The organism is Rahnella sp. 2050 (assembly GCF_040544515.1).
GTDB classification, from domain to species: domain Bacteria; phylum Pseudomonadota; class Gammaproteobacteria; order Enterobacterales; family Enterobacteriaceae; genus Rahnella; species Rahnella aceris.
In genome coordinates, this window is the sequence record NZ_JBEPKE010000004.1 from 275,914 (window position 1) to 301,472 (window position 25,559).

24 protein-coding genes are annotated in these 25,559 nt (G+C 54.2%); 13 read left to right on the plus strand and 11 right to left on the minus strand.

The genetic code is table 11. From position 1 onward, the window contains the following. The first annotated feature begins 37 nt into the window (after positions 1-37). Positions 38-1,474 (plus strand): glycogen synthase GlgA, encoded by a 1,437-nt coding sequence (gene glgA / locus ABIC79_RS17320; protein WP_354567940.1) that lies wholly within the window; start codon positions 38-40, stop codon positions 1,472-1,474. Positions 1,475-1,511: 37 nt separating this feature from the next. Further along, a complete protein-coding gene (gene glgP / locus ABIC79_RS17325; protein ID WP_014411488.1) occupies positions 1,512-3,959 on the plus strand; it encodes a glycogen phosphorylase in 2,448 nt (815 codons plus the stop codon). A 144-nt stretch (positions 3,960-4,103) separates the two neighbouring features. On the opposite strand, the gene glpD is transcribed toward glgP, so the two are convergent. From glpD to ABIC79_RS17350, 5 genes are all read right to left on the minus strand, one after another. After that, positions 4,104-5,615: a glycerol-3-phosphate dehydrogenase gene (gene glpD / locus ABIC79_RS17330; RefSeq protein ID WP_354567942.1), complete on the minus strand. Its 1,512-nt coding sequence runs from the start codon at positions 5,613-5,615 to the stop codon at positions 4,104-4,106. Between the two features lie 277 nt (positions 5,616-5,892). After that, entirely contained in the window at positions 5,893-6,651 is a 759-nt protein-coding gene (locus ABIC79_RS17335) for a DeoR/GlpR family transcriptional regulator (protein WP_013573556.1), read from the minus strand. Between the two features lie 9 nt (positions 6,652-6,660). Then, positions 6,661-7,494: a rhomboid family intramembrane serine protease GlpG gene (glpG, locus tag ABIC79_RS17340; RefSeq protein WP_013573557.1), complete on the minus strand. Its 834-nt coding sequence runs from the start codon at positions 7,492-7,494 to the stop codon at positions 6,661-6,663. Between the two features lie 108 nt (positions 7,495-7,602). After that, complete coding sequence (locus tag ABIC79_RS17345) at positions 7,603-8,871, minus strand: type II toxin-antitoxin system HipA family toxin (protein WP_013573558.1); 1,269 nt, start codon at positions 8,869-8,871, stop codon at positions 7,603-7,605. Then, the gene (locus ABIC79_RS17350; protein ID WP_232829664.1) at positions 8,868-9,275 is read right to left on the minus strand and encodes a helix-turn-helix domain-containing protein; all 408 of its coding nucleotides are present in this window, start codon (positions 9,273-9,275) and stop codon (positions 8,868-8,870) included. The genes ABIC79_RS17345 and ABIC79_RS17350 overlap by 4 nt, the downstream gene beginning before the upstream one ends. On the opposite strand from ABIC79_RS17350, the gene ABIC79_RS17355 reads away from it, so the two are divergent. Then, positions 9,215-9,361, plus strand: a complete 147-nt coding sequence (locus tag ABIC79_RS17355; protein WP_223509957.1) for a hypothetical protein — start codon at positions 9,215-9,217, stop codon at positions 9,359-9,361. The two genes, ABIC79_RS17350 and ABIC79_RS17355, sit on opposite strands and share 61 nt — an antisense overlap. A gap of 114 nt (positions 9,362-9,475) precedes the next feature. Here the strand turns inward: ABIC79_RS17355 and ABIC79_RS17360 are convergent, their stop codons facing one another. The 4 genes from ABIC79_RS17360 to ulaG form a co-directional block, all read right to left on the minus strand. Continuing rightward, positions 9,476-10,666 carry a trans-sulfuration enzyme family protein gene (locus ABIC79_RS17360; protein ID WP_013573560.1) on the minus strand — a complete coding sequence of 397 codons (1,191 nt, stop codon included), beginning with the start codon at positions 10,664-10,666 and terminating at the stop codon, positions 9,476-9,478. A gap of 140 nt (positions 10,667-10,806) precedes the next feature. After that, positions 10,807-11,127: a thiosulfate sulfurtransferase GlpE gene (glpE, locus tag ABIC79_RS17365; RefSeq protein WP_037033715.1), complete on the minus strand. Its 321-nt coding sequence runs from the start codon at positions 11,125-11,127 to the stop codon at positions 10,807-10,809. Between the two features lie 84 nt (positions 11,128-11,211). After that, a complete protein-coding gene (ulaR, locus tag ABIC79_RS17370; protein WP_013573562.1) occupies positions 11,212-11,967 on the minus strand; it encodes an HTH-type transcriptional regulator UlaR in 756 nt (251 codons plus the stop codon). A 114-nt stretch (positions 11,968-12,081) separates the two neighbouring features. Then, a complete protein-coding gene (gene ulaG, locus ABIC79_RS17375; protein ID WP_013573563.1) occupies positions 12,082-13,146 on the minus strand; it encodes an L-ascorbate 6-phosphate lactonase in 1,065 nt (354 codons plus the stop codon). A 412-nt stretch (positions 13,147-13,558) separates the two neighbouring features. On the opposite strand from ulaG, the gene ulaA reads away from it, so the two are divergent. The 8 genes from ulaA (at position 13,559) to malQ (ending at position 22,763) form a co-directional block, all read left to right on the plus strand. Then, a complete protein-coding gene (gene ulaA, locus ABIC79_RS17380; protein WP_112151940.1) occupies positions 13,559-14,962 on the plus strand; it encodes a PTS ascorbate transporter subunit IIC in 1,404 nt (467 codons plus the stop codon). Positions 14,963-15,018: 56 nt separating this feature from the next. After that, complete coding sequence (gene ulaB, locus ABIC79_RS17385; RefSeq protein WP_013573565.1) at positions 15,019-15,327, plus strand: PTS ascorbate transporter subunit IIB; 309 nt, start codon at positions 15,019-15,021, stop codon at positions 15,325-15,327. A 10-nt stretch (positions 15,328-15,337) separates the two neighbouring features. Beyond that, positions 15,338-15,808, plus strand: coding sequence for a PTS ascorbate transporter subunit IIA (ulaC, locus tag ABIC79_RS17390; protein WP_112151939.1), 471 nt, complete (start codon positions 15,338-15,340; stop codon positions 15,806-15,808). Between the two features lie 25 nt (positions 15,809-15,833). Next, the gene (locus ABIC79_RS17395) at positions 15,834-16,490 is read left to right on the plus strand and encodes a 3-keto-L-gulonate-6-phosphate decarboxylase UlaD (protein WP_013573567.1); all 657 of its coding nucleotides are present in this window, start codon (positions 15,834-15,836) and stop codon (positions 16,488-16,490) included. Positions 16,491-16,500: 10 nt separating this feature from the next. Further along, entirely contained in the window at positions 16,501-17,361 is an 861-nt protein-coding gene (locus ABIC79_RS17400; RefSeq protein WP_112151938.1) for an L-ribulose-5-phosphate 3-epimerase, read from the plus strand. Then, a complete protein-coding gene (locus ABIC79_RS17405; RefSeq protein WP_013573569.1) occupies positions 17,358-18,047 on the plus strand; it encodes an L-ribulose-5-phosphate 4-epimerase in 690 nt (229 codons plus the stop codon). The genes ABIC79_RS17400 and ABIC79_RS17405 overlap by 4 nt, the downstream gene beginning before the upstream one ends. 217 nt (positions 18,048-18,264) lie before the next feature. Continuing rightward, positions 18,265-20,679, plus strand: a complete 2,415-nt coding sequence (gene malP / locus ABIC79_RS17410; protein WP_119261104.1) for a maltodextrin phosphorylase — start codon at positions 18,265-18,267, stop codon at positions 20,677-20,679. Positions 20,680-20,687: 8 nt separating this feature from the next. Beyond that, entirely contained in the window at positions 20,688-22,763 is a 2,076-nt protein-coding gene (gene malQ, locus ABIC79_RS17415) for a 4-alpha-glucanotransferase (protein WP_119261105.1), read from the plus strand. A 55-nt stretch (positions 22,764-22,818) separates the two neighbouring features. On the opposite strand, the gene nfuA is transcribed toward malQ, so the two are convergent. Then, the gene (gene nfuA, locus ABIC79_RS17420) at positions 22,819-23,394 is read right to left on the minus strand and encodes a Fe-S biogenesis protein NfuA (RefSeq protein WP_013573573.1); all 576 of its coding nucleotides are present in this window, start codon (positions 23,392-23,394) and stop codon (positions 22,819-22,821) included. 97 nt (positions 23,395-23,491) lie between these two features. Further along, on the minus strand, positions 23,492-24,181 hold the full coding sequence (gene gntX, locus ABIC79_RS17425; protein ID WP_013573574.1) for a DNA utilization protein GntX: 690 nt from the start codon (positions 24,179-24,181) through the stop codon (positions 23,492-23,494). Between the two features lie 46 nt (positions 24,182-24,227). Here gntX and bioH point away from each other — a divergent pair, with 46 nt between their 5' ends. Both bioH and ABIC79_RS17435 read left to right on the plus strand, forming a co-directional pair. Then, positions 24,228-25,010, plus strand: a complete 783-nt coding sequence (bioH, locus tag ABIC79_RS17430; RefSeq protein ID WP_013573575.1) for a pimeloyl-ACP methyl ester esterase BioH — start codon at positions 24,228-24,230, stop codon at positions 25,008-25,010. A gap of 220 nt (positions 25,011-25,230) precedes the next feature. After that, positions 25,231-25,500 (plus strand): YdgH/BhsA/McbA-like domain containing protein, encoded by a 270-nt coding sequence (locus ABIC79_RS17435; protein WP_014333504.1) that lies wholly within the window; start codon positions 25,231-25,233, stop codon positions 25,498-25,500. The last annotated feature ends 59 nt before the right edge of the window (positions 25,501-25,559 follow it).

Consider the following 25,559-nt stretch of genomic DNA (forward strand, 5'->3'; position numbering starts at 1 on the left):
GTGAACGCCGGGATGACCGGGATAATTAGGAGCGCGAATGCAGGTTTTACATGTTTGTTCTGAGCTGTTTCCGCTGTTAAAAACGGGCGGCCTTGCGGATGTCGCCGGTGCATTACCCGCCGCTCAGATTGCGGAAGGCGCGGATGTCCGCGTGCTCATTCCGGCTTTCCCTGACGTCAAAAAAGGACTGGGGGAAACACAGGTGATTGGCACGCTGGTAACTTTTGCCGGGCATGTCACCCTTTCACTGGGTTACTTTGATGGCGTGGGTATTTATCTGATTGATGTGCCGGGATTGTATGACCGTCCCGGCAGCCCGTATCACGATCAATCGTCGTTTGCCTATCCGGATAACCATCTGCGCTTTGCGTTGCTGAGCTGGATGGCCTGCGAACTGGCACTGAATTTCGATCCACACTGGCAACCCGATATCGTCCACTCTCATGACTGGCACGCCGGTCTATGTTCCGCGTATATCCGCGCCCATAATGCGCCGGTACGGACGGTTTTCACCGTACATAATCTGGCGTTTCAGGGATTGTTTGGCGCGCATCATCTCGATGAGCTGTATATCCCGCGCGAGTTCTTTCAGATGCACGGGCTGGAATTCTACGGCCAGATATCTTTCCTGAAAGCCGGTCTGTTCTATTCCGACCACGTGACCACCGTCAGCCCAACGTACGCGAAAGAAATCACCCGTCCGGAATTTGGCTATGGCATGGAATCGCTGCTGCTGGAACGTGAAATGCAAGGGCGGCTGACGGGGATCCTTAACGGCGTCGATGACGCTATCTGGCAGCCGCGTGATGACGTGCTGCTGTCAGCGCGTTACGACGCGGAGGATTTACGCTCGAAAGCGGTCAATAAAGCCTATCTGCAACGGGCGATGGGGCTGGATGTGGATGATTCGCGGCTGGTATTTGCTGTCGTCAGTCGCCTGACCAGCCAGAAAGGGCTGGATCTGGTGCTGGAAGCCTTGCCGGATTTACTCGAACGCGGCGGTCAGCTGGCGCTGCTGGGCGCGGGTGACGCGGTGCTGCAACAGGCATTTCTGGCAGCCGCGGCGGACAATCCTGGCCAGGTCGGCGTGCAGCTCGGCTATCACGAAGCGTTTTCCCATCGCATTATCGGCGGGGCGGATGTCATTATGGTGCCGAGCCGTTTTGAGCCTTGCGGATTAACCCAATTATATGGCCTCAAATACGGTACGTTGCCGCTGGTGCGCCGCACCGGCGGGCTGGCCGACACGGTGGTCGATTGTGCACTGGAAAATCTGGCCGACGGAACAGCCAGTGGTTTTGTCTTTGAAGAAGCAACGGGGAAATCGCTGGGAAATGCGATCCGCCGGGCATTTGTTTTGTGGAGCCGACCGAAACACTGGCGACACGTCCAACAACACGCCATGGGTATTGATTTTGGCTGGAAGGTGGCTGCGCAGGAATATATCACCCTGTATAACCGCCTGCTGTCCTGACCCTGAACGTAGCTAACTTGATCGGGAATGTAACGCTATGACTTCACCGTTTAATTACAACTCACCGACAGTCAGTGTCGAAGCGCTTAAGCATTCTATTGCCTATAAACTGATGTTTATCATCGGCAAGGATCCGTCTATTGCGACACAACACGACTGGCTGAACGCCACATTGTTTGCGGTGCGCGATCGCATGGTGGAACGCTGGTTGCGTTCTAACCGGGCGCAAACCTCACAGGACGTCCGGCAGGTTTATTACCTGTCGATGGAGTTTCTGATTGGACGGACGCTTTCCAATGCGTTGCTGGCGATGGGTATTTACGACGACCTGAAAAGCGCGCTTGATGAAATGGGCTTTGATCTCGAAGAACTGATCGGTGAAGAAAATGACCCTGGTTTAGGCAACGGCGGACTCGGACGACTGGCGGCCTGTTTCCTTGATTCGCTGGCGACGCTGGCGCTGCCGGGGCGCGGTTACGGCATCCGGTATGAATACGGTATGTTTGCGCAAAGCATCATCAACGGTGAGCAAAAAGAAGCGCCGGATTACTGGCTGGAATACGGTAACCCGTGGGAATTCCAGCGTTACAATACCCGTTATAAAGTGCGTTTCGGCGGACGGGTGCAGCATGAAGGCATCAAAACCCGCTGGCTGGAAACCGAGGAGGTCATCGCCTGCGCCTATGATCAGGTCATTCCCGGCTACGACACCGACGCGACCAACACGCTGCGCTTGTGGGGCGCGCAGGCCAGTAACGAAATCAATCTGGGGAAATTTAATCAGGGCGATTACTTCGCGGCGGTGGAAGATAAAAACCATTCTGAGAACGTGTCCCGCGTGTTGTATCCCGATGACTCAACTTATTCTGGCCGCGAGCTGCGGTTGCGTCAGGAATATTTTCTGGTGTCGGCGACCGTGCAGGATATTCTCAACCGGCATTACACCACGCACCATACTTACGACAATCTGGCCGATAAAATCGCCATCCACCTCAATGACACGCACCCGGTATTGTCCATCCCTGAGCTGATGCGCCTGTTAATCGACGAGCATAAATTCGAGTGGCAAGCCGCGTGGCAAACCGTGTGCAGCGTGTTCTCTTACACCAACCACACGCTGATGAGCGAAGCGCTGGAAACCTGGCCGGTAGACATGATCGGCAAAATCCTGCCGCGTCATCTGGAGATTATTTTCCAGATTAACGATCACTTCCTCAAAGAAGTGGCGGAAAAGATCCCCAACGATAATGGCCTGCTGTCGCGTGTCTCGATTATCGATGAAGGCAATGGCCGCAAAGTGCGGATGGCATGGCTTGCGGTGATCGCCAGCCACAAAGTTAACGGTGTGTCTGAGCTGCATTCCGAGCTGATGGTGCAGTCGTTGTTTGCTGATTTCGCCCGTATTTATCCGGACCGTTTCTGTAATAAAACCAACGGCGTGACGCCGCGCCGCTGGCTGGCACTGGCCAACAAACCGCTGTCAGCGGTAATTGACGATGCCATCGGCCAGACCTGGCGTTCTGATCTCAGCCAGCTGGCGGAACTGAAACAGAATCTGGATTACCTGAGCTTCCTGCAGGCAATCCGCAAGGCCAAGCTGGACAACAAAAAGCGGCTGGCGCTGTATATCGCCCAGAAGCTGAATATTGTGGTGGATCCGAAAAGCCTGTTCGACGTGCAGATTAAGCGTATCCACGAATATAAACGTCAGCTAATGAATGTGCTGCACGTCATCACCCGTTATAACCGCATTCTCGAAGAGCCAGACGCCGAATGGGTGCCACGCACAGTGATTTTCGCCGGTAAAGCGGCCTCGGCGTATTATGCGGCGAAGCAGATCATCCGGCTGATCAACGATGTGGCGGCGGTGATCAACAACGATCCGCGTATTGGCAACAAGCTGAAGATCGTTTTCATTCCGAACTACAGTGTCAGCCTGGCGCAACTGATCATTCCGGCGGCAGATCTTTCCGAGCAAATCTCTCTGGCCGGTACCGAAGCCTCCGGCACCAGTAACATGAAATTTGCTCTCAATGGCGCGCTGACTATCGGTACGCTTGACGGTGCCAACGTCGAAATGCTCGAACACGTGGGCGAGGAGAATATCTTTATCTTTGGCAATACCACGCCGCAGGTCGAGGAATTACGCCGCAAAGGCTACAACCCGCATACTTACTTCGAGCAGGACGCCGAGCTGCATCAGGTGCTGACGCAAATCGCCACCGGGGTCTTCAGCCCAGGCGAGCCGAAGCGCTACACCAACCTGTTCGATACGCTGGTCAATCTTGGCGATCACTATCAGGTGCTGGCGGATTACCGCAGTTATGTCGATACGCAGGATAAAGTCGATGAGCTGTATAAACTGCCGGAAGAATGGACGCGCCGCACGCTGCATAACATCGCCAACATGGGCTATTTCTCCTCGGACCGCACCATTCAGGAATACGCCGATGAGATCTGGAACATTAAGCCGGTGAAGTTGTAGAGGAGTCGCTCCCTCCCCTGCGAAGGGGAGGGTTGGGGTGGGGTATTAAGGTCAAAAACAAGATGTTAAGTGTGCATAAGCACTTGTTTTGTCTGTTAAACCCCCTCCCGGCCTCCCCCTTCGCAGGGGGAGGAGCTAACTAAATCAAGACGCCAGCGACAGATGTTTCTTCTGCTGTTTGTGCGTTTCCAGCCACTCGGCGACGCGTTGTTGCTGGGTTTTATCCAGCCACATACCGAGTTTGGTACGACGCCAGATGGCATCATCAAGCTGTGAAACCCACTCTTTTTCCACCAGATAACGCAGTTCAGCTTCGTAGAATCCGTGTCCGAAATCTTCGCCCAGCGATTCAAAGCTGGTCGCGTCATTCAGGAATAACTCTGTCTGGCTGCCGTACGTACGCGCATAACGGCGTGCCAGTGATTCCGGTAACCATTTGAAGCGGGAACGCAGATTGGCGCTGTAGGTATCACGGTCTCCGTTCAGTTTCCCGCCAGGCAGCACGGCCGTTTTGGTCCACGCCGGGCCAGCTTTCGGATAGTACTTCACCAGTTTTTCCAGCGCATGTTCCGCCAGTTTACGGTAGGTGGTCAGCTTGCCGCCGAATACAGAAAGCAGCGGCGCTTTGCCATCCTGATCGTGAACGTCGAGCGTGTAATCGCGGGTCACCGCCTGTGGTGAATCTGATTCGTCATCGCACAGCGGGCGCACGCCGGAATAAGTCCAGACGATGTCTTCGGTGGTCAGCTGTTTCTTAAAGTGGTCGTTATACACTTTCAGCAGATAACCGATTTCTTTATCATCGATTTTCACGTCTTTCGGATCGCCGTGATATTCCACGTCGGTGGTGCCGATGATGGAGAATTCATCCATCCACGGGATCACGAAAACAATGCGATGATCTTCGTTTTGCAGAATGTAGGCCTGCGGCTGATTGTGTGCACGGGGCACCACAATATGGCTGCCTTTGATCAGACGGATGCCGTATGGCGATTTCAGCTTCAGGCCGTCGTCGAAGAAATGTTTTACCCACGGACCGGTAGCGTTCACCAGACCTTTGGCGCGCCAGGTGAAGGTTTTGCCGGTGTCGATATCTTCGGCTTCCACCATCCACATGCCGTCCTCACGCCATGCGCGGGTCACGCGGGTGCGGGTACGAACTTCGCCGCCACGTTCTTCCACTTCCTGTGCATTGACGACCACTAAACGCGCATCGTCGACCCAGCAATCCGAGTATTCAAAACCTTTGGTCAGTTCTGGTTTCAGCACGGACTCGCTGCCGAATTTCAGACCTTTACTGGCCGGCAGGCTGGTGCGTTTGCCCAGATGGTCGTACAGGAACAAACCGGCGCGGATCATCCAGGCCGGGCGCAAATGCGGCTGATGCGGTAAACGGAAACGCATCGGGAAAGCAATATGCGGTGCCATTTTCAACAGCACTTCACGTTCAGCCAGCGCTTCGCTGACCAGACGGAATTCGTAATGTTCCAGATAGCGCAGGCCACCGTGGATCAGTTTAGAACTGGCCGAAGAGGTCGCGCAGGCCAAGTCTTGCGCTTCAAGCAGCAGAACAGACAGCCCGCGGCCAGCTGCGTCGACTGCGATGCCGGTACCATTAATACCGCCACCAATTACGATCAAGTCTTTGGTTTCCACGTCATCTTCCTCCAGATGTTCGCAATAGCTCTTTTATGTTCGTTTTCGCTCACGATTGTAATCGAGAATCGACAAACAAGCCAAGCGTTAACCAAATAAAAACAATTATGCGTGATGAAGGTAACATTTTTGTGTCGGTTTCGAGCAAAATAGCAAGGAGGGGACGAAACCGAACGCTGCTACGCGTGGAATTTTTCGAAATTGTTCGTTTTGCCGGGCAGGGCGGAGGGAGGAAAAGCAGGAGCGCCAGCCGCAGCGCTCCTTAAATGCAGGCAAATCAGCACAGTTCGAGATGCACGTCGTACTTGTCGATGATTTGCTTCACGCTGTCCGGCGGCTGTTTATCAGTGAACAGATAATGAATCAGATCCATTTTGCCGAGGTTGACCATCGCGTTTCGGCCAAATTTGGAATGGTCCGTCACCAGCATCACGCAGCGGGAGTTTTCGATAATCGCGCGTTTGGTACGGGCTTCGTGATAGTCGAATTCGAGCAGCGAACCGTCCATATCGATGCCGCTGATGCCGAGAATGCCGTAATCAAGGCGGAACTGAGAGATGAAATCGAGCGTTGCCTCGCCCATGATGCCGCCGTCGCGGGCGCGCACTTCACCGCCTGCGAGGAACAAACGAAAATCCTCTTTGGCTGTCAGCAGCGTCGCGACGTTCAGGTTGTTGGTCACGATGCGCAGATTTTTATGGTTAAGCAGCGCATGCGCCACGGCTTCCGGCGTGGTGCCGATATCAATAAACAGCGTTGAACCGTCAGGGATCTGGCTGGCGACTCGTTCGGCGATACGCGCTTTCGCTTCCGACCACATCACTTTACGGTCGTTGTATGCCGCATTCACCGAACTGGACGGCAAGGCTGCACCGCCATGGTGACGGTGAATTTTATTCTGTTCCGCCAGATCATTCAGATCACGGCGGATAGTTTGCGGGCTGACTGCAAAATGCTCCACCAGCTCTTCGGTGCTGACATACCCCTGCTGGCGGACTAAATCGATAATCGCATCATGGCGTTGTGTTTGTTTCACCCGAATCCCCTACTTATTTTTTTTGTTGCGCGGAGTGCGCGTGTCAACAAATGCCATGATCAGGCCGAGGCCCAGACCAAACGCATGCGCGGCATTCGACACGGCCGCGCCGCCCGTAGCATAGCCAATGAACATAAAAATCAGCGAAATGACCAGTAATCCGCCGGGCACATACAGACGACTTTCCGGTTTCAGCTGGCCGGTCAGCCAGGCGTAACCCATCAGCGCGTACACCACACCGGATAATCCGCCGAACCACGAACCGCTGACCATCGACTGGCCCCAGCCGCTGATCAGGGCCGAAATGAGTGTCACGGTGAACAGTTTGCCGCTGCCCAGATGCATCTCAATCTGGCTGGCGAGATACCACCACCATGCCAGATTAATCAGCAAGGCAATAAAGGAGAAATTCATCAGGGCCGGGGTGAACCAGCGCCATAACTGGAAAACGCGCGAACTGTCCGGCCAGGCGAGCCAGCTCATCACCAGTTCGTCGCCGACCATCTGTTGCAGGATAAACACCGCCAGACTCAGCACAATCATGCCTATCGTCAGCGGCCCGGCGCGGCTGCGCAGGGTTTTCAGGAAGGGTGTGTGCGACATCTTTAAATGTGGCTGTGCCTTGCCGGTTTTCCAGCTTGCTTCCTGATAGCGTGGATGCAGGGGATCGCGCACAAACAGCGCCACCTGCTTCTCGGCCTCTTCCAGACGGGATTCATCTTCCAGCCAGAGCTGCACTTCCTGACTTTCGTGTTTCATCGTCAGCGTAAAACCCTGGGTTGCCATGTAATCGACAAAAGCCTGAGCCAGGCGGGGGTTGTTCAGGTTAAGAATGCGCACCATAGCGTTTAGCGGTTTCCCTAATTGTTTGACTGCGGTAATTCATTGTTATGTAGACAGGCGATAATGGTATCGCCTGATTATCTGTCAGCAGGCTTCTGGTTAACAGGGTCATGCTAACCTAAATGCTGATGACATCGCATTTTGCTCGCGTACAGAGAGGCCAATTTTGCTGGCAATCGTTGGCCACTGTCTGACGATTTGCTGGCAGCGACGGATGATATCCAGCGCATCGCTGTTTGAAATCCTAAACACCGGCGCGACAGAAAGCGCTAAATCGAGATCCATCGCATTATCGGATTCGCTGATATTCAGTTTTAATCCTGTGCTTTGCGCCACCGGATTCATGTCATAGGCGGGTGAAAGACGCCATCCTTTTCCCGGTTCCAGTAGAAAACCGTGATTGCGCAGATGATCGTCGGTATTGGATACCAGCAAATTGAACACGATACGCGACCAGAGTTCGCGTAAATCCTGATTTGGCTGCGCGCCCTGATTAATAATTACCGCCGCCAGCTCAAGGTAGCTGATACCTGAAGAGGCGTCGTCGCCATCCTGATGGCCGGTCAGCGTCATCGCCGAGGCAAAGTGTTTACGCTGACCCTCTGTCGTCCGGTCAAAACGCTTCACTAAAAAACAATGATGAGGATTGGCGTAGCGGCGGGCAAGGCTTTCAGGCACATTCAGACCACAGGCTTTTGCCAGCGTATTGACGACCAGCTCCCATGCACCGATATCATATTCGTCATTAATGCTGGGAAATTTTGCTATCCACAGATGACCATCTGGTGCGCTGACGCTGGCTTTTGGGCGGGCGCCGCCAAGCGATCCGCCTGGTGCAATCAGTAAACGTAACCATTCATCTCCTGCGGCATCCTGATTTTCACGGTCCTTTTCCAGCGCCCGGCTGGCGGCTTCGAGTTCACGAATTTGAATGAAAGGAGGAGCAGCGACATCATGACGGTCATCCAGAAAATTGCCTTCATCATTGAGCCGAAACCGCAGCGCGCCGATACGAAAACTGTCATGCACGCCCAGCAGGTAATCAGATTCATAAAGACGCTGGCTTGCAGAGGCCACACCTGCCCGTTTTTCACGTTCCAGCCGTCTTTTCATCAACAACCGTCCCCAGCGATCCGGACTGGTATCCGCAAAGGCACCAAAAATATCCTGCCTTTGTGCCGGATATTGGGGGCCAGTGAATAACCCTATTCGTGGATCAAGCTGAAGATGGGCAAAATCAGGATGTTCCAGCGCAGCCTGATCATATTCAAAGGCAAAAATTTCGCGACCTGCAGCCTGATGCACATTGAGATAACCGATGCGCAAAGGCGATGGGAGGGGCGCCCAGTCGGCATACACGGCAATCCTTACCGTCATTTCTTCGTCCTTTTATGGGTTTTTTTACCGGTATTTTCACCACCTTGAAGCAGTGACGCTAATGAACCCGCACTTAAAAAATCATCCTTAGCCCAGTCACTTTCTGTATCCGGTTCATCTTGTTTTAAAAGAGTATTATCTGAGGACACAGAGGAAGGCGTCCGTTTTGAACGGGAGTTGCGTGAGGTGGGTTTACGGGGAATTAATGTAGCGTCCTGCAACTGGCGGCCGAACGGATCATCTTTGAGCAACAAATTGAGATCTTGTTCTACGCCCAGAACCTGCATTACCGCCAGACAGGCACCGAGAGTGACGCCTGTGTTGCCGCGTTCAAGATTGCGCAATGTCATGGGAACCATACCTGCCCGTTCTGCGACCTGTGCTGCCGTCAGTTTGCGGCGCAACCTCGCCAGACGAAGACGATCGCCAAACTCAGTTAATAGCGATTCAGTTGCCGGAAGCAAGGGCGATGTTTTTCGGGGCATGGTAGCAGCCAATTTGAAGTGTAAACTGAAAGTATTATGGCGATATATGCTCTATATCGCCATAATAATTACACTTTAGCATGCAGGAGATGTGATGCTGAGCGTGATTTCAGATCCGCTTAAAGCCCTTCCAGCGCCTGTTGCAGATCAGCAATCAGGTCTTCGGTATCTTCGATACCGATGCTGATGCGCACCAGTCCGTCGGTGATACCGCTCTGGCGGCGAACTTCCGGCGCGACGGCGCTGTGCGTTGTCGATGCCGGATGGCAGGCCAGCGAATCGGTGTCGCCGAGCGATACCGCCTGCGTGATGATGCTCAGCTTATCGAGGAACGTCCGTGCGGCGTTGAGGCCGCCTTTCAGCTCAATGGCCATAATCCCGCCAAACAGTTTCATTTGTTTTGAGGCGGTGGCATGTCCCGGATGCTGCTTCAGCCCCGGATAGAACACGGTGTCTACCGCGCTGTGGCCGTCGAGGAATTCCGCCACCGCCTGTGCGCTCAGCGAACTGGCTTCGACGCGCAGCGGCAGAGTTTTCAGGCCGCGGATCAGCAAACTGGCTTCGAACGGGCTCAGGTTGCCGCCGAACTGCTTCAGACTCAGGGTGCGGATTGGCGTGATTAATGCCGCCGAACCGGCCACTACGCCACCGGTCGCATCGCCGTGGCCGCTGATGTATTTGGTCGCGGAATGCAGAACGATATCAATGCCCAGTTCCAGCGGGCGCGTCAGGTACGGTGTGGCAAAGGTATTATCCGCCACACTGACTGCACCGGCGGCTTTCGACAGACGGGCGACTTCAGCCAGATCGGCGATATCCAGTCCCGGGTTAGCCGGGGTTTCCACCAGCACCACTTTGGTGTTTTTTGTGAATGCCGCTTCCAGTTCGCTCACATGGGTAACGTGAACCGGTTTGATGCCATAACGTGGCAGCAGGTTACGCACCACGCCTTCAGTGCCGCCATACAGCGTGCCGATATGAATGATTTCATCGCCGGGAACCAGCAGGGCAAACAACGTGGCGCTGATCGCTGCCATGCCACTTGCGCAGGCAACGGCGGTTTCTGCGCCTTCAAGCGCCGCCAGTTTCTGTTCAAAAACGGCCACCGTCGGATTGGCGAAACGGCTGTAAATATAACCCGGTTCTTCACCACTGAAACGGCGTGCGCCGCTGTCAAAATCCGGGTATGAAAATGCCGATGCGGCGGTGATAGGTGTCGCAATCGCGCCGGTCAGGGCATCGGGCTGCTGTCCGCCATGAACGGCGAGCGTACGCATCCCTAAAGAACGTGAAGTGTTCAGTTTTTTCATCTTGGAATCCTGTCGATAGTAGGCGGAAATTATATCAACACTGGAGAAAGGTAGCTTTTTCAGCTTAAGAACATTTTCGGCGCAAACTCATTAGCCTGGTTATAAAGACTATAGCGTGCGCCGGCGTCAATAAAGAGGGGTCAGGCTTCAATATCTTGCGGGAAGGTTTGCGACCAGGCTTCGAAACCGCCGTCAACGCTGTAGACCGATTCGAAACCCTGAGAAATCAGAAATTGCGCGGCACCGCGGCTGCTGATGCCGTGATAGCACATCACCAGTACCGGTGTTTTGGCATCGGCCTGCTGGATAAACGCAGGCAGGCTGTCGTTGCTCAGGTGATAAGCGCCAGGTGCATGTGCTGCGCCGAAGCTTTGCGGGTCACGAATATCGACCATCACGGCTTCGCCTGAGGTCAGGCGGGAATGTGCTTGTTCAACGCTGATTGCTTCAAATTGTTCCATTCTGGTCTTGCCTCATAAAAGGTTATGCCGCCATTCTACCCAATAATTGCACAACTAAGACCAGACGAAATACAGGGATAAAGGCTAAACCAGGATCACCTGCACGCCTTTCTGACGTAATTGCCCGATGATTTCATCATTCGCTTCTTTGCCGGTGATCAGCACATCGATTTGTTCGGTGCGGCTGAACAGCATGCCCGCGCGCTGGCCGATTTTGCTGCTGTCGACCAGTACCGCCAAATTCCCAACATAATTCAACATCTTCTGCTCGGCCATCGCGGTCAGCATATCGGTTTTGTACAGGCCATCGGCGGTCAGCCCCGCGCCGCTGGTGAACATCCAGTGCCCGGCATACAGGCTGGCATCGCCGTCTTGTGGTGCCAGCGTAATTGACTGACTTTTATTGTACTGACCGCCCATGATCACCACGCTGTCGTGCTCCTGTTCAATCAGATAATTGGCCAGCGGCAGATAATTGGTAATGACCTGAATATCTTTTCCGCACATTTCACGGCCGAGCAGAAACGCCGTCGAACCGCAGTTAATCACCACGCTTTCACCCGGCTGGCACAGTTCGGATGCCGCTTTGGCGATACGCATTTTCTCGTTGAGATTGTGCGTCTGATGGATATTCAGCGGTGTCCAGTTCTGGCGTGGCTGATTCACGGCTTCAGCGCCATTGCGCACTTTCCGCAATTTGCCCAGTTCGTTGAGCTTGGTGATGTCACGACGCGCCGTAGCGGGTGAAATATCAAACTGATCAATCACATCAGCGACGGAAATCTGCCCCTGACGTTGCAGCAGATCGAGAATAGCATTGTGGCGTTGTGGCTCAGTCATGGTGGCTCCGCAGGTAAATAGGTGATTACCGCGTGATTATAAACGAGCAGTAATGGCAATTACATGGTTTATAAAAAAGCGGAGTCTGTTGCCTCCGCCTGTTCATAACATACTTTATAAGAAAGACTTGAATGGCAGATCAGTCTCGGTAGTAAAGCAGTCGTCAAAGCCACGCGGATAGTGATACTCGAAGTTATCCTTATCATCCGGATACGTGAATTTACCGCCGACCTGCCAGATAAACGGCTTGAAGCCGTATTTCAGGCGATCTTTTTTCATCTCCCACAGCACGCGGATTTCCTGCGGATCGGCCTGGAAATTCGACCAGATATCATGGTGGAACGGAATAACGACTTTGGTGTTGAGGGATTCCGCCATGCGCAGCATATCGACGCTGGTCATTTTGTCGGTCACACCACGCGGGTTTTCGCCATAAGAGCCGAGCGCCACGTCTATCTGATATTCGTTACCGTGTTTGGCGTAGTAGTTGGAATAGTGCGAATCGCCGCTGTGATACAGGTTACCGCCCGGCGTTTTGAACAAATAATTCACCGCGCGCTGATCCATCATATCCGGCAATACCCCTGCGGCTTTCTGGTCTGCGGGCAGGGTGATCAGCACCGTGCGGTCGAAAGAATCCAGTGCGTGAATTTCCACGTCTTTGATCCTCACCACTTTGCCCGGCGTCATCACGATGCAACGACTGGCGGGCACGCCCCAGCTCATCCACAAATCCACACAGGTTTGCGGGCCGATAAAGGGCACGTCAGCAGCACAGTTTTGCATGACCGCGGCGGCCACGTTCACATCGATATGATCGTTATGATCGTGGGTGGATAACACCGCGTCGATCTCCCTGATCGCAAAGGGATCGAGCACAAACGGTGTGGTGCGCAGATTTGGCTGGAGCTTCTTTACACCGGCCATGCGCTGCATCTGGTGGCCGGTTTTCATCAGCGGGCTGCTGTGATTTTGCTTGCCGACGCCACACCAGAAATCGACACAAATATTCGCGCCGCCCTCAGACTTCAGCCAGATCCCTGTACAGCCCAGCCACCACATGGCAAAAGTGCCCGGCGCGACCTTTTCCTGCTCGATCTCTTCGTTTAACCAGGTGCCCCATTCCGGGAAAGTGCTGAGGATCCAGGATTCGCGGCTGATCGTTTCTACTTTGCTCATAGTATTCCCTCATCTGAGTTGGCTTTGAAATAGAGTCACAATAAATCATTTAGTGATTATATATGATTTGTTTGTGAGAACTTATCATCGAAAATTCATAATGACAATGATTATAAACGAGCGATTTTTAGCATTAAGCAGGGGGTGACAAAGGAGGATGGGAGGATTTCAGGCGGTTTTCACATGCCTTTTTTTGTAGTATATGGCTGATATTTATCATAAAAACAGAGTGATTTAGTTTGTTAGCTCATTCTGCCGATGACGATATCTTGCGAGACTGCTCACAAATAATCATTGCGAATCTTTATTTGATTCGATGTGAGCATTAGAGTGCGTTTGTCCCTCACTTTTTAGCGCAGCGGTTATGTTCAAGTGCGTTGAAGAGATCAAACAAGGTCAGACGGAGAGTCTTATGGAATTCCTCTACACCATCTTCACCGTATTTTTTAATCAGGTAATGACTAACGCGCCGTTGCTGCTGGGTATTGTGACCATGCTCGGTTACATCCTGCTCAGGAAGAGCGCGACGGTGATTATCAAGGGCACCATCAAAACCATTATCGGCTTTATGTTACTGCAGGCGGGGTCCGGCATTCTGACCGGTACCTTCAAACCGGTGGTGGCAAAACTTTCAGAAGTGTATGGCATTAACGGTGCAATATCAGATACCTATGCCTCAATGATGGCCACGGTGGAGCGCATGGGCGAGGCCTATAGCTGGGTCGGTTACGCGGTGCTGATCGCCCTGGCGCTGAATATCCTGATGGTGGTATTCCGCCGCATTACCGGCATTCGCACCATCATGCTCACCGGCCACATCATGTTCCAGCAGGCGGGGCTGATTGCGGTGTTCTTCTTCATCATGGGCTATCCGATGTGGACCACCATCTGGTCAACCGCAATTCTGGTGTCGCTGTACTGGGGCATTACCTCGAACATGATGTACAAACCGACGCAGGCCGTGACCGAAAACAGCGGCTTCTCGATTGGTCACCAGCAGCAATTTGCCTCGTGGATCGCTTATAAAATCGCGCCGTATCTCGGGAAGAAAGAAGACAGTGTTGAAGATCTCAAACTGCCGGGCTGGCTGAATATTTTCCATGACAATATCGTGTCTACCGCCATCGTGATGACCGTGTTCTTCGGCATCATTCTGTGTTCCTTCGGCCTCGACACCCTGCAGCAAATGGCCGGAAAAACCCACTGGACGATTTACATCCTGCAAACCGGTCTGATGTTTGCAGTGGCGATTTTCATCATTATTCAGGGCGTGCGTATGTTCGTTGCTGAACTGACCGAAGCCTTTAACGGCATCTCCCAACGCCTGATCCCCGGTGCCGTGCTGGCCATCGACTGCGCGGCTATTTACAGCTTTGCGCCGAACGCCGTGGTCTGGGGCTTTATGTGGGGCACCATCGGCCAGCTGATTGCTGTCGCCATTCTGTTTGGCATGGGCTCTTCCATCATGATCATCCCCGGCTTTATCCCGATGTTCTTCTCTAACGCCACCATCGGCGTGTTTGCCAATCACTTCGGCGGCTGGCGCGCGGCGCTGAAAATCTGTCTGGTGATGGGGATGATCGAAATCTTCGGCTGCGTCTGGGCCATCAAACTCACCGGCCTGAGCGCCTGGATGGGCATGGCAGACTGGTCGATTCTGGCACCGCCAATGATGCAGGGCTTCTTCAGCATCGGTATGGCCTTTATAGGCGTCATTGGGGTGATTGTGCTGCTCTACATGTTCTTCGCGGGTCGCGCATTGCGGGCCGAAGAAGATGCTGAAAAACAGGCGCTTAATCAGTCCGTTTCTCACTAATGACTGTTCACTAATGACTTCTCACAAATAACTTCTCACAAAATAAAGAGGTTCCCATGACAGTACGAATTCTGGCGGTATGCGGTTGCGGGCAAGGCAGTTCGATGATCATGAAGATGAAAATCGGCCAGTTTCTGACGCAGGAAGGCGTGGATCACACCATGAATAGCTGCGCGGTGGGGGAATACAAATCCGAGCTGAGCGGGGCTGACATTATTGTCGCCTCCACGCACGTGGCGGATGAAATCACCGTCAGCGGCAACAAATACGTGGTCGGCGTGCGCAACATGCTGTCGGCGGCGGACTTCGGTCCGAAAGTGATGGAAGTGATTAACGCGCACTTTTCCGCAGACCTGAAAAAGTAAGGAGCGATGTATGAAACTGCGAGATTCGCTGGCTGAAAACAACTCGATTCGCCTCAACGCAGAAGCAGAAACCTGGCAGGGCGCAGTGAAAATTGGCGTCGATATGCTGGTGGAAGCCGGAGTGGTAGAGCCGCGTTATTACCAGGCGATTCTGGACGGCGTCGAACGTTTCGGGCCGTATTTCGTGATCGCGCCCGGGCTTGCCATGCCGCATGGCCGTCCGGAAGAAGGTGTGCTGAAAACCGGTTTTGCGCTGGTGACGCTGAAAAAACCGCTGGTGTTCAATCATGAAGATAACGATCCGGTGGACATTCTCATCACGCTGGCGGCGGTGGATGCCAATGCGCATCAGGAAATCGGCATCATGCAGGTGGTGAACCTGTTTGATGATGAAGCCAATTTTGACCGCCTGCGTGCCTGCACTACGGCGCAACAGGTGCTGGATCTGATCGACCTGACCTCCGCCACGGCGGTTCACTAATTCGTTAGCAGAGAAGGAATATATTATGTCTCATTCATTACCGATGTTGCAGGTGGCGCTGGATAACCAGTCGATGGACGACGCTTACAAAACCACGCGTCTGATCGCCAGCGAAGTCGACATTATCGAAGTTGGCACTATTTTATGTGTCGCAGAAGGTGTGCGCGCGGTGCGTGACCTCAAGGCGCTGTATCCGGAAAAAATTGTGCTGGCCGATGCCAAAATCGCCGATGCCGGAAAAATCCTCTCGCGCATGTGTTTCGAAGCCCATGCTGACTGGGTGACGGTGATTTGCTGTGCCGACATCAACACCACCAAAGGTGCGCTGGAAGTGGCGAAAGAATTTAACGGCGACGTGCAGATTGAGCTGACCGGTTACTGGACGTGGGAACAGGCGCAGGAATGGCACGACGCAGGCATCGGGCAGGTGGTTTATCACCGCAGCCGCGACGCGCAGGCCGCCGGGGTGGCGTGGAGCGATGCCGATATCTCGGCGATTAAACGCCTTTCCGCCATGGGCTTTAAAGTGACCATTACCGGCGGACTGGCGCTGGAAGATTTGCCGCTATTTAAAGACATTCCGGTGCACGTCTTTATCGCCGGACGTAGTATCCGCGACGCCAAAGATCCGGTTGACGCAGCACGTCAGTTCAAAAAATCCATTCGCCAGCTCTGGGGCTAAGGAACACCGAATGATGCATAAAGCCGTTCCACTCGGTATCTATGAAAAAGCCCTGCCTGCGGGCGAAGACTGGCTGATGCGCCTGACACTGGCGAAAGAGCTGGGCTTCGATTTCGTTGAAATGTCGGTGGATGAAACCGACAACCGGCTGGCGCGGCTGGACTGGTCACGCGAGCAACGTTTGCAGGTAGTTGATGCAATATCACGCACCGGCATCCGCATTCCGTCCATGTGCCTGAGCGCACACCGGCGGTTCCCGCTTGGTGCAGAAGATGATGAAACCCGCAATCAGGGTCTGGAAATCATGCGCAAGGCCATCGTGCTGGCGCAGGATCTCGGCATTCGCGTGATCCAGCTTGCCGGTTATGACGTGTATTACCAGCAGGCCAATGAAAATACCCGCGAGCGTTTTCGCGATGGCTTGCAGGAGTCCGTCGAAATGGCCAGTCGTGCGCAGGTCACGCTGGCGATGGAAATCATGGATTACCCGCTGATGAATTCGATCAGCAAAGCGCTGGGTTACAGTCATTACCTGAACAATCCGTGGTTCCAGCTTTATCCGGATATCGGCAATTTATCGGCATGGGATAACGACGTGCAGATGGAACTGGCAAGCGGCGCAGGGCATATCGTCGCTGTGCATGTTAAAGACACACAGCCCGGCGTATTCAAAAACGTCCCCTTTGGCAACGGCGTGGTGGAGTTCGAGCGTTGCTTTGCCACGCTGCAAAAAAGCGGTTATCGCGGGCCGTACCTGATCGAAATGTGGAGCGAAACCGCCGCCGATCCGATGCAGGAAGTGCGCAACGCCCGCGCCTGGGTGGTCGATAAAATGCAGAAAGCCGGGCTTAACATGGAGGAAACCCGATGACGGATGCACTGAAACAACGCGTATTTGAAGCCAACATGGCGCTGCCCGCTTTTGGTCTGGTGACCTTCACGTGGGGGAATGTCAGCGGTATTGATCGCGAGCGCGGTATTGTTGTGATCAAACCGAGCGGCGTGGAATACGAGAAAATGCAGGTCAGCGATATGGTCGTGCTGAACCTGCAAGGCGACGTCGTGGAAGGGCATTACAAACCCTCTTCAGATACCGCCACGCATCTCGAACTTTACGCCCGTTTCCCGCAGCTTGGTGGCATCGTGCATACCCATTCGACCTATGCGACCTCATGGGCGCAGGCCGGCGTCGCCATCCCGCCACTCGGCACCACACACGCGGATTATTTTGCCGGTGCCATTCCCTGCACCCGGCCTTTATCGCGTCAGGAAGTCAGCGGAGAGTACGAACTGGAAACCGGCAAAGTTATCGCCGCGTCGCTGACCGGCATCGATCCGCTGCATATGCCGGGTATTCTGGTCGCCCAGCATGGCCCGTTCTGCTGGGGAATCACGCCGGAACAGGCGGTACACAACGCGGTGGTGCTGGAAGAAGTCGCGAAAATGGCGTGGATCACCGGTTCAATCCGACGTGACCAAACCCCGATGGACGATTATTTGCTGCACAAGCACTTCAGCCGCAAGCACGGGCCGGATGCGTATTACGGGCAGAAATAATAGCTATTGAGATGCCATTAAAACCCCTCCCCTGCGAAGGTGAGGGTTGGGGCGGGGTTTTAATGGCATCTCCGCCATCCCTTCGACATGATTTCATGCATTTTTCCTCATCCCCGCAGTGAGCATTTTTCCAGCATAGGGTTTATACATAGATATCGCGATCACACTTTTTCTCACGGAAGCATTCCGTCCCCTCAGACTGAAAAGAGACTGCCCTATGTCGAAGATCACGTTCAAGCAGGATGTTTTTTTGGCGGCGCTCACCCGCCAGTGGCAAGCGTTCGGACTCACTTCAGCTTCAGATATGACCCGGCACCAGTGGTGGCATGCGGTCAGCGCCGCCGTCGCGGAACAAATTCCCCCGCAAAATGAGCCGGTCAGCAGTAAAAGCAAAAAAATTATCCGCCACGTTAACTATATCTCGATGGAATTTCTGGTCGGGCGTCTCACCGGTAACAACCTGATTAATCTCGGCTGGTACGAAAAAATTGCCGCTGCGCTGGAGCAGTTTGATATCAACCTGACCGACCTGCTGGAAGAAGAAATTGATCCGGCGCTGGGCAATGGCGGGCTGGGACGGCTGGCGGCCTGTTATCTCGATGCGATGGCTTCCGTCGGGCAGCCCGGCATCGGTTACGGCCTGAACTATCAGTACGGTTTATTCCGCCAGCGTTTTGTTGACGGCAAACAGAAAGAGTCGCCGGACGACTGGCACCGCAGCGAATATCCGTGGTTCCGCCACAACAGTTCGCTGGCGGTCAGCGTCGGTATTGGCGGTAAAATCGTGAAAAATGAGCAGGGCGTTTCACGCTGGGAACCGGAATTTACCCTGCGTGGCGAAGCCTGGGATTTACCGGTAATGGGTTACCGCAACGGTATCACGCAACCGTTGCGCTTATGGGAAGCCACGCATCCGCACCCGTTTGATCTCGAAAAGTTTAATGACGGCGAGTTTCTGAAAGCCGAACAACAGGGCATCGACGCCGCCAAACTCACCAAAGTGTTGTATCCGAACGACAACCATCAGGCCGGTAAACGCCTGCGCCTGATGCAGCAGTATTTTCAGTGCGCCTGCTCGGTGGCCGATATCCTGCGGCGTCATCATTTCCTTGGCCGCAAAATCAGCGAACTGCCGGATTATGAAGTCATCCAGCTCAACGATACGCACCCGACCATCGCTATTCCTGAAATGCTGCGCGTGCTGCTCGACGAGCATCAGTTGAGCTGGGATGACGCGTGGCACATCACCAGCCGCACCTTCGCGTACACCAACCATACGCTAATGCCGGAAGCGCTGGAAACCTGGGACGAGCGACTGGTGCGCAGCCTGTTGCCGCGTCATTTCCAGATCATTAAACAGATCAACGCCAACTTTAAGAAACGGGTCAGCAAAGAATGGCCGGGTGATGAGGCGGTCTGGGCGAAACTTGCCGTGCATCACGACAAACAGGTGCGTATGGCGAACCTCTGCGTGGTCGCGGGTTTTGCGGTTAACGGCGTGGCGGCGCTGCATTCGGATCTGGTGGTCAAAGATCTGTTCCCGGAGTATCACCAGTTGTGGCCGGAAAAATTCCATAACGTGACTAACGGCATCACGCCGCGCCGCTGGCTTAAACAATGTAATCCGGCGCTGTCGGCACTGATTGATGAACGGCTGAAAACCGACAGTTGGGTCAATAATCTGGACCTGCTGAAAGGTCTGGAAGACGGCGTTAAAGACAAAAAATTCTGCAAACAGTACCGCAAAATTAAGCACGATAACAAAGTGCGGCTGGCGGAATACGTCTGGCAGCGCATGGGGATCCGGCTTAATCCGGACGCGATTTTCGATGTGCAGATCAAACGTCTGCACGAGTACAAACGTCAGCATCTCAATCTTCTGCACATTCTTTCACTGTACCGCCAGATCCGCGATAACCCGAAACTCGACATCGTGCCGCGTGTATTCCTGTTCGGTGCAAAAGCCGCGCCCGGCTATTACCTCGCCAAAAATATCATCTATGCGATCAATCAGGTGGCAGAGAAGATCAACAACGATCCGATCGTCGCCGATCGTCTCAAAGTGGTATTCATCCCGGATTATTGCGTGTCGGTGGCTGAACTGATGATCCCGGCGGCGGATGTCTCCGAGCAGATTTCTACCGCAGGCAAAGAAGCTTCCGGTACCGGCAATATGAAACTGGCGCTGAACGGTGCGCTGACCGTCGGCACGCTGGATGGTGCCAACGTCGAAATTGCCGAACAAGTCGGCGAGGACAACATCTTTATCTTTGGACTGACCGTTGATGAGGTAAAAGCGCAGCTGAAAAAAGGCTACAAGCCGAAAGCGCTGGTGAAAAAGGACAAACATCTCAAAGCCATTCTCGACGAACTGGCCAGCGGTTTTTATGCCAGTGGTGACAAAAAGGCCTTCGATCTGATGCTCAACAGTCTGCTCGATGGCGGTGATCCGTATCTGGTGCTGGCGGATTTTGCCACCTATTGCGAGGCGCAAAAACAGGTCGATGCGCTTTACCGTAATGCCGATGAATGGACCCGCCGTACCTTGCTCAACACGGCCCGTGTAGGCATGTTCAGCGCTGACCGTTCCATCCGCGATTATCAGCAGCGCATCTGGCAGGCCAAACGATAGGAGCCGACATGGAGGACAAGCAACTTGCTGAGGCCGCGCGCCGGGCAGGCATTGTAGACAGTTTCATTAATATGACGGATGACGTGGAAACGGTGTCAGATGACACGCGCGTCGCCTTGCTGGCGGCGATGGGGCGTGATCCGGCTGACGTGCCGGAAATCACGCCCGTGCCGCCGGTCAAAGTGTTTACACAAGGCAAAAAAGTGTGGCTCACGCCGGAAGGCAGTGGCGCATTTCAATGGCAACTGACGCAGGAAAATGGCAGCCAGACGCAGGGCGAAATCCTGACAGGCAACGTGTTGAACCTCGGGGCTGCGCTGCCTGCCGGCTATCACCAGTTGACGTTATCGCAAAATGATAACGTCTGGCCTTGCCGGATCATCGTCGCGCCGCCGCGCTGTTATGAGCCGGAGGCATTGCTGGCAGGGGAAAAACTGTGGGGCGCGACGGTTCAGCTTTACACGCTGCGCTCGGAGAATAACTGGGGCGCAGGCGACTTCGGTGACCTGAAAAAAATGGTCGAAGAAGTTGGGAAACGCGGCGGGGCGTTCGTCGGGCTGAATCCGATACACGCGCTCTATCCGGCGAATCCGCAAAGTGCCAGCCCTTACAGTCCGTCGTCCCGCCGCTGGCTGAATCTGACCTACATTGATGTGAATGCCGTGGAGGAGTTTACCGCCAGTCGCGAGGCGCAAGACTGGTGGCATTCGACAGAGACGCGCGAGGCGTTACTGCAGGCGCGCAGCACGGAGTTTGTCGATTATCCGCTGGTGATGGCGCTGAAATCGGCGGCGCTCAAACTGGCCTGGCCGCTGTTTTGCGAGTTGCCGGAAGACAGCCCGCGTAAGCAGGATTTTCGCCGTTTCGTCGCACTTGGTGGCGACAGCCTGCGACAGCAGGCGTTGTTCGACGCACTGCATACGCATCTGCGCGATCTGGATTTAGGCCAGTGGGGCTGGCCGGTATGGCCGGAAGTCTATCGTGATGCGAAAAGTGCACAAGTGCGGGAATTCAGCGAGCGTTACGCCGGTGAAATTGAATTTTATCAGTGGCAGCAATGGCTGGCGCAGATGCAGTTTTCCGCATGTTATCAGCGCAGTGTTGAGCTGAAGATGCCGATCGGCGTGTATCGTGATCTGGCGGTTGGCGTAGCGCAAGGCGGCGCGGAAACCTGGTCCGATCCGGCGCTGTATTGCCTGAATGCTACCATCGGTGCGCCGCCAGATATTCTCGGCCCGCAGGGACAAAACTGGGGGCTTCCGCCCATTGATCCACACGAAATGAAAGCCCGTGCCTATCAGCCGTTCATAGATTTGCTGCGTGCAAACATGGCGGAATGCGGTGCACTGCGTATCGATCACGTCATGGGGTTGCTGCGTTTGTGGTGGATACCCGCCGAACAGGAGGCGGGCAGCGGCGCGTATGTCCGTTATCCGCTGGAGGATTTACTCGGTGTGCTGGCTTTGGAAAGTCAGCGGCATCAGTGCATGGTGATTGGTGAAGACCTCGGTACCGTGCCGAAAGAAATCCTCGCCAGCCTGCGTGACAGCGGGGTGTATTCCTACAAAGTGTTGTATTTCGAGCACGATAAACACTTCCTTTACCGGCCGCCGGAAGATTATGTTTCACAAGCGATGGCAACGGTCACCACCCATGATTTACCGACGTTGCGGGGCTACTGGGAAGGGGGCGATTTAACGCTCGGAGCGTCGCTGGGCGTTTATCCTGATCCGCAGGTGCTGGAAAAACTGCGCGGGGAACGTGAACGTAGCAAGCAGGGGCTTCTTAATGCGCTGCATCTGACACAGTGTGTGCCGAAATCGATCAGCCGCAGTGCTGAAAACATGCCGATGACGCCGCTGCTGAACCTGGGTTTGCAACGTTATCTGGCGGGCAGTGCCAGCGCGTTGCTGGGTTTGCAACCGGAAGACTGGCTGGACATGGATTTGCCGGTGAATGTGCCGGGCACCAATACCGAATACCCCAACTGGCGGCGCAAACTGACGCGAACCCTGGAGGACATGTTTGCTGATGAGCATATTGATGCGCTGCTCAGTGATTTAAACCAGCGCAGGCAGGCATAAAAAAAAAGCACCCAACGGAAGGGTGCTTTTTATGTTCTGGCTGATCAGCAGGTGATCAGTAGAAGGAGTGTTCGCCGCGCTGGTGTTCAGTCAGGTCGCGAACGCCTTTCAGCTCAGGGAAGTTTTGCAGCAGTTCTTTCTCGATGCCGTCTTTCAGGGTGACATCAATCATCGAACAGCCGTTGCAACCGCCGCCGAATTGCAGGATAGCGATGCCGTCGTCGGTGATTTCCATCAGGGAAACACGACCACCATGGCTGGCTAACTGCGGGTTAATCTGCGACTGCAACTGATATTCAACACGTTCCATCAGCGGCGCATCGTCAGAGACTTTACGCATTTTGGCGTTCGGGGCTTTCAGCGTGAGCTGGGAACCGAGCTGATCGGTGACGAAGTCGATCACGGCGTCTTGCAGATAAGGCGCGCTTAATTCATCAATGAAAGCAGACAGTTTCTCGAACTTGAGTTCGGTATCCGTCGCTTCTACGGCGTCAGGTGGGCAATAGGAGACACCGCATTCTGCGGTTGGCGTACCGGGATTGATCACGAATACGCGGATTTGGGTGCCTTCTTCCTGGCTTGCCAGCAATTTGGCAAAGTGCTCTTGGGCAGCATCGGTAATAAGGATCATAACATTCGCTCAATAGTTGACTACTCTAGTTGGTTATAATACGCCCTTTGTTTTTACCCGTCACCCTTCACGTTGCCAGTGTGTTAGCAGCACGTGCTTACGCCTGTAAAGTCCGGCAAATACAGGCAATTTGCAGCGAAGCAACGCCCTGATTACGCAGAATCTTGCTGATTTCCCTGACAGTACTGCCGGTCGTGACCACATCATCGAGCAACATCACGTGCTTATCGCGCAGGCTGGCATGGCAGGTGAAGGCTTTGCGCAGATTCCACTTTCTCTCGTGCTCGGTCAGACTTTGCTGCGGCGGCGTGCGCCGGTTGCGGCTCAGGGCATCGGGCAGATATTGGCAATGCAGCCAGCGTGCCAGCGGCTTCGCGAGCAATTCACTCTGATTATACCCGCGCGAGAAATAGCGCTTCTGATGCAGCGGCACGCTGAGAAGCACGTCGGGTCTGGGCAGATTGCTCATCCGGTAGCGTTCCTGCCAGCGCAGAAAAAGTAAACGGGCAAGTGTGGTGTCGAGTTCCGGTTGCCTGGAGAATTTGAACCGCAGAACCAGCCCGCTCACCGGCATTTCATAAGGGCTGGCGAAGATCATCGCGTCCCACGGTGGGGGTTTTAACAGACAACGTCCGCAATCGGCATGGCCCCCGGAAGAGGGCAATCCGCAGCGCAGGCAGCAGGGCGGTGCGACCGGCAGATGTTTCATGCACAAACTGCAAATGCCCTGAACCGGGAGATGCAGCGGACACTGGCATAGCCAACAGCGGCTGGCAATTGTTAGCATAGCGGCGGGTTCCTTTTGCCAATCAGACAGACACGGACAATACGCTATGAATACGCTTTACCGGGAGACTATCGGCGAAGGAGATCGCCATCTTGTGCTGCTTCACGGATGGGGGCTGAATGCCGAAGTGTGGCGTTACACGGCAGAGCGACTTGCGCCGCAATTTTGTCTGCATCTGATTGATCTGCCGGGCTATGGCCGCAGTGAGGGTTTCGGGGCGATGACGCTGGAAGAGATGGCGGAAACCGTGCTTGCCGCAATGCCGGAGAAAAGCGCATTACTTGGCTGGTCGCTGGGCGGCCTGGTGGCCAGCCAGATAGCCCTGAGTGCGCCGCAGCGCGTGGAAAAACTGATTACCGTGGCATCATCGCCCTGTTTTGCAGCCCATGAAAACTGGCCGGGGATCCGCCCGGACGTATTACAGGGTTTTCAGCATCAGTTAAGTGAAGATTTCCAGCGCACGGTTGAGCGTTTTCTGGCGCTGCAGACGCTGGGCAGCGACAGCGCCCGTCAGGATGCGCGGCTGCTTAAATCGATCGTTCTGAATCTGCCGATGCCGCCGGTGGCCGTGCTCAATGGCGGGCTGGAGATTTTACGCAACGTGGATTTGCGCCAGCCGGTGACGCAACTGACCTTGCCAGTCCTGCGTATTTACGGTGCGCTCGACGGGCTGGTACCGAGAAAAATGGTGCCGCTGATGGATGCGATTCTGCCCGATTCCTGTTCGGAAGTCGTTGAAAAGGCTGCACATGCGCCGTTTATCTCCCACCCTGATAGGTTTTGTGAACTTGTCGAGCGTTTCCTGATTGCAGACTGCAAGCCAATGTAAATATTTTTTTCAATTTTCTGGCTAATTCTCAAGGGTGACTAATACTTAAGCCGATGATGACGGGGTGAAAGGTGGGCGTAAGTTGTTACGCGAGCCTGTTTGCGTCTCTGGGGAGTTTACTGGCGTTTAACCATGAAGGTCATGCCAGCGCAGATACACCCGCTGTTCATATCCTGACTGCTTTCTTTGAGAACTATTCATCCAATTTAGAGGTAATGTCATGAAATCAAACAAAATTATCGTTGCGGCAATTCTGACAGGGTTATTCTCACTCAACGCGATGGCGGCAGAGATGATCTCGAAAGAAGAAGCCAAAGATAAGGGTTACACCAGTCTGGGCGTGGTCACGACCAGCAATGAATACACTGCGCCAATGGATGCGAAAGAAGAATTGTCCAAACTGGCTGATGAAAAGGGCGGCAAATACTATGTGGTGATTGCGGCTCAGGAGAAGAAGAAAATCACCGCAACGGCTGAAGTCTTCAAATAATCGCTTTTATGCTGCTCTGAACCCCGGGATGCCTTTGTGCATCCCTTTTTTATTCCCGT